Raw genomic sequence first — 8,316 nt, 5'->3', positions numbered from 1 at the left:
ACGTTGCCGGTATGCTCCGCATCCACGCGCTCCAGGCGGCCGGGAATCTGCGGGGCCTCTTCAAGGGCCTCCACGATCACGTCAGCTGAGAATCCCAGCTGAAGCCCAATGCCGAACGCGCACATGACGTTTTCCACGTTGAACTTGCCCACCAGAGGGTAGTCGAACGTCAAGCGGCTGCCGCGCACGTCGAGCGTGACGGTGGTGTGCGTGGGCGCGTACTGCACGTCCACCGGATGAATCTGAGCGGACGGGTCGAAGCCGGTGGTCACCACGTTGTCCTCGGCCACCGAGCAGCGGCGCAGGAGTTCCTTGCCCCACTTGTCGTCGATGCAGATGACGCGGCGTGCGGGATAGTCCTTCGAGAACAAGCGCGCCTTCGCTTCGAAGTACGCCTCGAACGTATGATGGTAGTCCAGGTGATCCTGCGTCAGGTTCGAAAACGCCGTGACAGCGAAGGTCGTGCCCCACGTGCGCTCCAGATCGAGCGCGTGCGAGCTGACCTCCATGGCCACCGTGTCGCAACGCTCGTCGCGCATGCGCGCGAACAGCTGCTGCAAATCGGGCGATTCAGGCGTGGTGTGCGCGGACTTCTCGCTCACGCCGCCCATGCGAACGCCCACGGTTCCGATGACGCCCGTGCGCTTGCCGGCCACCTTCGCGATATGCTCCACCAGGTAGGTGGTGGTGGTCTTGCCGTTCGTGCCGGTGATGCCCACCAGCGACAGGTCCTTGGAAGGATGGTCGTAGAAGTTCGCCGCCGCAACGGCCATAGCCTTGCGCGTGTCCTTCACCACGACCTCCGTGACGTCGGTCGCGTCGGCCAAGTACACTTTCCGCTCGACGACCAGCACCTTCGCACCGCGATCGATAGCGTCTTGCGCAAAGGAATGGCCGTCCGTCGTGAAGCCGACGATGCAGAAGAACGCGTCGCCCGGCTGAACCCGGTCGCTGCGATAGGCGATGCCCTCCGCCACGTCGTCAGCGTTGCCGATAATGGTGCAGTCTATGCCCGCGAACAGTTCGGTACAGGTCTTGCCCATAGCTTCCTCACTCCGGATATATGTTGAATCGGTCGATGGCTGTTGCCATTATATCCTTAAAAATTGGCGTGACCACACCGTCGGTGGGAACCTCGTTTGCACCCACAAAACAAACCAATTGGCTTGACGAGTCGGCCAAAAAACCGGTGAAGGCCAGGTTGTACACGCCTTTTCGATACCCGCCGTTCTCCTCGTCGTAAATCTCGGCCGTCGAGGTTTTGCCCGCCACGTTGAACCCTTCGATAGCGGCCTTCTTGCCGGTGCCGTCCGACACCACGGACTTGAGCATGCTGGTCAAATCCGCGATAGCCGCTTTGTTCTCGATAACCTGTTCGGTGGCGTATTCGGGCGTCTCGCCGCTTTGAGGCTTCGAGAGCAGGAAATGAGGCGTGCACTCCACGCCGTCGTTCACAAGCGCGCCGTACCATCGGGTGATCTGCAGCGGCGTGAGCGACATGCCCTGGCCGAAGCTGACGTTGTAGCCGGTGACCTTGCTCCACTGGTCGAACGGCAGCAGATTGCCCAGGTAGTCGGTGCCGATCTCCCCCTCGCCCGGATAGTCCACGCCCGTCTTGGTGTGCAGGTTGTACTCGTTGATCTTGTTGTACAGGTTCTGGAAGCCCATCTTCTCGGTGGCCAGCGATATGCCGACGTTCGACGACTGGTCCATGATCTGGCGCAACGTGAACGTCGCATCGCCGCGCTCGTGCGCGTCCGAGATGACGAACCCGTCAGCTTCGATGTAGGCCGGGCAGAACAGCTCGCTGTCGGGCGTCATGGTGCCCGACTCCAAAATAGCCATAGCCGACACCGATTTGAAAATGGAGCCCGGCTCGAACAGGTCGGTCACGCACTTGAGCTTCGGAGCGTCCGGCTTCATCTCCGTACGATCCGCAGGGTTGAGCAGCGGAAGCGACGCGGCAGCGTAGATCTCGCCCGTGCCGCCGTCCATCACGATCGCGCTGCCGCCGTTCGCCGTGATGCCCTTCTCGTCGGCCGTAAGGCGCTCTTCGACGTACTGCTGCAGTTCGATGTCGATCGATATGATGATGTCCTGGCCGTCCACGGCGGCCTTCGAGTCCCGCGTGCCGCCCGGAATCGGCGTGCCGTCGGGACTGCGTTCCTCGCGCGTGTACCCGGCTTCGCCGGACAGGATGTCGTTGTAGTACAGCTCCAAGCCCGAAACGCCCTCGTAGTACTCGCGGTTGTTCTCGATTTCCGTGTCGAGCTTGCACGCGCCTACCACCTGGCCGCCCACCTGGCCGTTGGGGTACTCGCGTTTCCACAGCGTTTTATAGCGAATTCCCAGGTCCTTGCCTTCGTATGCGGCGTCCTTCTTCGTGACCTCGCTCACGCGCGCGCGCACCTGCTCACCCACTTCGACGTCGGCCTTCTCCTTGATGACGGAGTAGCGCGTCCCCGAAGCCGCGATGGCCGGCAGATAGTCGGACTTCTGCCCGCCCAGCACGTCGACGAGCGTCTGAGCCGTAGCATCAGCATTGTCCACTTCGGTGGGATCCACGTAGATGGTGGTGGATTCGACGGACGTGGCAAGCACCACGCCGTTGCGATCGTAGATGGTTCCGCGGCGCGGCTCGATCCAGTCGTAGCTCATGCGCGCGTTCTCCGCTTCGGCCGCCATGCGCGGCGCATCGACCACCTGCAAGAACACCAGGCGCAGCAAGAAGAGCGCCGCGATGACCGCGAATACCAGGATGGGAAGGAACACGCGATTGGAATCGGCTCCGACGTCGGCGAACGAACCGCGCCCGCCCGTATGCGAAGGGCGCGCGCCGCGAGAACCGCGGGAGCCGCGCGAACCATGAGACTTCGGAGGACGCGCAGACGAGCGGGAGCTTCCGCGACCGCGAGCGGAACGCTCGCCTCGCGGCATGTGAGATCTATCGGCCACGGTTTTACGCTCCAGCGCCGGCGGCTATGGCAATGCTCTTCGAAAGCGACAGGGAGCCGGACTCGTCGGTAGCAACGACGTCTTTGCCCAGCTCGATCACGCCGGTTGCCTCAGGAGCGGCCATGCCCAGCTTGCCCGCCTGCTGCTTGACCTTCGTGGGGTTTGACAGCGCGCTTTGGGACACCTCGAGCGCAGCGCCCGAGGAACGGGCATCGCTGATCTGGCTGGAAAGCTGCGTGGAGCTCATGGTGGTGGAAACCGTAGCGGACATAAGCCCGATGCGCACGAACGCAACCAGCGCGGCCACCACCAAAACGACGGCAACGGCCTTCGCCAAGAACACGACGTTGGAAGGAAGGGAAGCGGGCTGCGTGCGCGTGCCGCGACCCGGAACCACGCTGATGCGAGCCTTGCGCTCACGCTCAGGTACGCGCTCAGGATAATAGGAATACGCCGGTGCTGCGCTCATGCCCAACCCCCTTTCTTCGTTTTAGCTGCCTGTTCGGGTGGTGTACGTTCTGCGGTTTTCGTTGTTCAGCGCTTCTGCGCGATGCGCAGCTTTGCGCTGCGAGCGCGCGGATTGCGCTCTATTTCTTCAGCGGTCGGTAGGACCGGCTTACGCGTTACTATGTCGAGTATCGGCTCTTTCCCGCACACGCAGACCGGAAGGTCGGGCGGGCAGGTGCATCGACGGGCGAAGGATTGGAACGCGTCCTTCACGATGCGATCCTCAAGCGAGTGGTAGCTGATGACCACCAGCCTGCCCCCGGGATTCAGCCAGCGTATGGCCGCGTCCAGTCCGCGCTTGAGCACGTCGAGCTCGCCGTTCACCTCGATGCGAAGCGCCTGGAACGTGCGCTTCGCCGGATGCCCTCCCGCTCGGCGCGCCGATGCCGGGATGGCAGCCTTGATCAGGTCGACCAACTGCGCGCTTGTCTCGATGGGCCCGTTCTGACGTTCGCGGACCACGAAGTCGGCTATGCGACTGGCCCACTTCTCGTCAGAGTACGTACGGATGATCCGAGTGAGATCTGCTGCGTTGTAGGTGTTGATGATCTCTGCTGCGGTTAGGGTTTGTTTCCCCGGATCCATCCGCATATCAAGAGGGCCGTTCTCCTTGAAGGAGAAGCCTCGAGACGGTGTGTCGATCTGGACCGACGATACGCCAAGGTCGAACAAGAACGCGTCGACCCCGGGCACTTCCACACTGAGAAGCGCGTCGTCCATATCACCGAAGTTGCCGCGCACCAATTCGAGGCGCGGGCGTACATCATCAGGCAACGTCCCGAGTTTTTGACGAGCGGCGGCAAGCGCCACTTCGTCTTGATCGATGCCGATGAGCGTACCCGCGCTCCCGATGAGCTTGGCCGCTTCGAGGGAATGCCCTGCACCGCCGAGTGTTGCATCCACGAATGTATGCTGTGGTTTGAGGTTCGAGTATTCGAGGCACTCGGCGAGCAGAACAGGGGTGTGCCGATATTCGTTTATCATTTCGCTCACGCCTTACAATCAGTCGAACAGAAGACCGAGGTCGGTATCCTCGTCGTTTTGGTCGTAGCGCTTTGCGTCCCAGATTTCGAAGTAGCCCGTGTTGCCCAGCACGACGACGTCCTTGTCAATGCCAACAGCCGCACGTTGTTCGCTCGAGAGCATGATGCGACCGGACGCGTCAACGGACACGTCGGCTGCACGAGACTTGAGCTTGCGGCGCAGGCGCACGTGGAGATCGTTCGTGCGGTCGAACTTCTCGAACTTGTCCTCGAACACGCCGGCCACCCATGCGTTGAACGCATCGGGCTCGAACACGTAGAGGCATTCGTCCTTCGGGTTGCGGGTTACCACCAAATCCGTCGAAAGCACCTTGCGAAACGATGCGGGAAGAGACATGCGGCCTTTGGCGTCCACCTTGTGGCGGTACGCGCTGTTGAGATCAACCACCTTTTCGGTGTCCTCGGCCATGCCTTCCTTCCCGCCGCGACTCGCACGGCCCTTTCGATGCTTGGAATTCTATCCCACTTTGCCCCACTTCGCAACAAAATCCGGCCTTTTGACCCATTTAGACCCTTTTGAAACCATCCCGTTCCCCAAGTTGTCCCCCGACCCCCAAAAATGCAAGATTGAGACACGGCTAGATATTGAACCGACGGACGAAAACGAACACAAGATATTGATCGCACTACCGCTTTAGAGGGCCTTGGCATCTATATGGAGCGAGTTATGCGGAATCTGTGGCACGACGGATCGCCGACCGATTCGTTGGGCAAACCGTTCGGCAACACGCGCGAGGAGACGGGCGGAATCGAGCGGCGAAAGGCGCCCCTGCGGTGGGACGCCGCCCCACCGCGTCCCCCGCAGACCGCGATCGCGATGGGATGCCGTCCCACCGCCCCCCTCGCCGGCGAAAGACGGCGCGCCGAAGCCTCGAGCCCCGCAGGACGCCGCCGATGCGCGTCCAGGCGATGCCGGCGCGCATCCAAACAGTGCTGACGCCCGTCCGAACGATGCCGGTACATTACTTCGCGCGCGGGTGCGCGCGTAGATATTCCTCGCGCATGTGGGCGCGGTTGATGTGCGTGTAGATCTGCGTGGTGGAGATGTCCGAATGGCCGAGGATTTCCTGGATGACGCGAAGGTCGGCGCCGCCTTCGAGCATGTGCGTGGCGAACGAATGGCGCAGCGTGTGAGGATGGAGGTTCGCCACGCCGATGGATCGCCCCGCCTCGGCCACGATGGCGTGCACGCTTTGGCGCGTGAGCCGCCCGCCGCGCGCGTTCAGAAAGACCGCCGACGTGGGCTTCGCTGCCGGCTTCGTCAAACCGGGACGCCCGTTGTCGAGGTAGTCGGCCAACGACCGCAGCGCCGCGCCCGATATGGGCGACACGCGCTCCTTGCCGCCCTTGCCCAGAATGCGCAGGTACCCTTCCTCGAGCACCGCGTCGCCCAGGTCAAGCCCCACGCACTCGCTTACGCGCAAGCCGCAGCCGTACAGAACCTCCAAGATGGCCCGGTTGCGCAGCGGGATGGGCGCGCGCTTGGGAGAATCGGCTAGCATGGATTCCACTTGCACTGCGCTCAACACGTCGGGAAGCCGATCGGGAGCCTTGGGAAGCTGCAACGTATCGGTGGGGTTGCGACGCACATGCCCCTCCCGCACGAGGAACCGGTAGAAGCCCTTGAGCACCGACACGTGGCGATCCACCGTGGCGGCGGCGTATTCGCGGCCGAACAGGTCGGCTTCGTAGGCCACGATGGTCTCGCGCTGCACGTCGCCGACGTCCTTCACGCCGCACGCGTTCAAAAACGCCGCGAAATCCCGCAGGTCAGAAGCGTACGCAGACACGGTAAGGGGCGAGCTTCCCCGCTCGATGCGCAGATGAGCCAGATATTCTCGAACCAGTTCGTCCATCCACCAACCCCGTCGTCGACCCGGCAAGCGGGCATGAAAAGCAACGATCGGCCGATTCGCGCCAAACGCGCTGCGGCACCGTCGCACTGATCGAACAGCATAGCATGACGCTATGAAAAACCAGGTGCGGATAGGACGGGCGCCGAACGCCTTCGGACCTGCAGGTATGGCGAACCGAAGGAAGACCCCCTTCGTTACCTGCAATTAACAAAAACGAAACACCTACCAAGTAGGGTATACTGAATCGGATTGTGTACGGCCCTCTGCGGTCGTGCGCGAACATCATCGACGGCAAGAAAGGGGCGCCGCATTCCCATGCGCATCGGATTCGACAACGACAAGTACATCGCGCTGCAGGCCGAGCATATCCGCAACCGCATCGACCAGTTCGGCGGAAAGCTCTACCTGGAATTCGGCGGGAAACTCTTCGACGACTACCATGCAGCCCGCGTGCTGCCCGGGTTCGAGCCCGACTCGAAGATCCGCATGCTCAAGCAGCTGGTGGACGACGTCGAGATCATCATAGCCATCAACGCGAACGACATCGAGAAGAACAAGGTGCGCGGCGACCTGGGAATCACGTACGACGAAGACGTGCTGCGCCTCATGGACATCTTCCGCGGGATGGGCTTCACCACCACCGGCGTGGTGATCACCCATTACACGAACCAGCCCTCGGCCGAGGCGTTTCGCAAGCGCCTGGACAGCTTGGGAATCAAAAGCTCCCTGCACTACCCCATTGCCGGCTACCCTTACGACATCGACCGCATCGTCAGCGACGAGGGCTACGGCAAGAACGAGTACATCGAAACGAAGCGCCCGCTTGTCGTGGTGACCGCCCCCGGCCCCGGTTCGGGCAAGATGGCCACGTGCCTGTCGCAGCTGTACCACGAGCACAAGCGCGGCGTGGCGGCCGGCTACGCGAAGTACGAGACGTTCCCCATCTGGAACCTGCCGCTCAAGCACCCCGTGAACATCGCGTACGAGGCGGCCACGGTCGATCTGGACGACGCCAACACCATCGACCCGTTCCACCTGGAAGCGTACGGCGTGACCACGGTGAACTACAATCGCGACGTGGAGATATTCCCCGTGCTCAAGGCCATGATGGAGCGCATTTCCGGAACGAGCCCCTACCAGTCCCCCACCGACATGGGCGTCAACATGGCCGGCAACGCCATCGTGGACGACGACGCCGTGCGCGAGGCCGCCAAAATGGAGATCGTGCGCCGCTACTTCCAGGCAGCGGTGGAAACGCGCCGCACCGGCGTGGGACAAGAGCACGTGGAGAAGCTGGAGCTTCTGATGAACCAAGCCGGCGTGAACGCAAGCTTCTCGCCGGCGCGATCGGCCGCGCTTCTGAAGGAGGAGACCACCGGCGGTCCGGTGGGCGCGATGGTACTGCCCGACGGCACCGTGGTGACGGGCAAGACGTCGCCGCTGCTGGGAGCTGCATCGTCGCTGCTCATGAACGCGCTCAAGGGCGTGGCCGGCGTCGAGGACATCAACGTGATCAGCGATGCGGTCATCGAGCCCATCTGCCGCCTGAAGACCGAGCAGCTGCACAGCCGCAACCCGCGCCTGCACTCCGATGAAACGCTGCTCGCCCTGTCCATCAGCTCCGCGACCGATCCGCTTGCGGCCACGCTGATCGACCACATCGACGACCTGCGCGGCTGCGATGCGTACTTCAGCGTGATCATCTCGGCCACCGACGAGAAGCTGTACCGCACGCTCGGCATCAACGTGTGCTGCGAGCCGAAGTACGAGCAGCACCGGTATTACCACAAGTAAGCAATATCGAAGGGGCCCGCGGGCCCCTTCGATATGTGAGCGCCTTGCAACCACCACCCCTTACCATCTGCAGGTGCAAGGCGCTCGCGTTCTCATTGTCGATCCAAAAACACGTTTTCGGCCCCCCAAACGTGTTTTTGGATAGACCAAGTTCCGTATAA

7 protein-coding genes are annotated in these 8,316 nt (G+C 62.3%); 1 reads left to right on the top strand and 6 read right to left on the bottom strand.

Annotated elements, in window-relative coordinates:
* From ACMNI9_RS07890 to ACMNI9_RS07865, 6 genes are all read right to left on the bottom strand, one after another.
* The coding region (locus tag ACMNI9_RS07890) for a Mur ligase family protein (protein ID WP_418831490.1) at positions 1-1,043 on the bottom strand (1,043 nt) is incomplete at its 3' end.
* A 7-nt stretch (positions 1,044-1,050) separates the two neighbouring features.
* Positions 1,051-2,955 (bottom strand): peptidoglycan D,D-transpeptidase FtsI family protein, encoded by a 1,905-nt coding sequence (locus tag ACMNI9_RS07885; protein WP_418831489.1) that lies wholly within the window; start codon positions 2,953-2,955, stop codon positions 1,051-1,053.
* Positions 2,956-2,959: 4 nt separating this feature from the next.
* On the bottom strand, positions 2,960-3,424 hold the full coding sequence (locus ACMNI9_RS07880; protein WP_114567198.1) for a cell division protein FtsL: 465 nt from the start codon (positions 3,422-3,424) through the stop codon (positions 2,960-2,962).
* Positions 3,425-3,489: 65 nt separating this feature from the next.
* Positions 3,490-4,446 carry a 16S rRNA (cytosine(1402)-N(4))-methyltransferase RsmH gene (rsmH, locus tag ACMNI9_RS07875; protein ID WP_114567197.1) on the bottom strand — a complete coding sequence of 319 codons (957 nt, stop codon included), beginning with the start codon at positions 4,444-4,446 and terminating at the stop codon, positions 3,490-3,492.
* Positions 4,447-4,464: 18 nt separating this feature from the next.
* Positions 4,465-4,914 (bottom strand): division/cell wall cluster transcriptional repressor MraZ, encoded by a 450-nt coding sequence (locus ACMNI9_RS07870; protein ID WP_114567196.1) that lies wholly within the window; start codon positions 4,912-4,914, stop codon positions 4,465-4,467.
* Between the two features lie 553 nt (positions 4,915-5,467).
* Complete coding sequence (locus ACMNI9_RS07865) at positions 5,468-6,361, bottom strand: site-specific tyrosine recombinase (RefSeq protein ID WP_418831486.1); 894 nt, start codon at positions 6,359-6,361, stop codon at positions 5,468-5,470.
* Positions 6,362-6,676: 315 nt separating this feature from the next.
* Here ACMNI9_RS07865 and ACMNI9_RS07860 point away from each other — a divergent pair, with 315 nt between their 5' ends.
* A complete protein-coding gene (locus ACMNI9_RS07860) occupies positions 6,677-8,155 on the top strand; it encodes a DUF1846 domain-containing protein (protein ID WP_114567194.1) in 1,479 nt (492 codons plus the stop codon).
* Positions 8,156-8,316 lie beyond the last annotated feature (161 nt).

The sequence above is a fragment of the Paraeggerthella sp. genome, from assembly GCF_048427265.1.
GTDB classification, from domain to species: domain Bacteria; phylum Actinomycetota; class Coriobacteriia; order Coriobacteriales; family Eggerthellaceae; genus Paraeggerthella; species Paraeggerthella hominis.
Note: the sequence above shows the minus strand (reverse complement) of the source record. Positions and strands in the feature narration are given on the sequence as shown.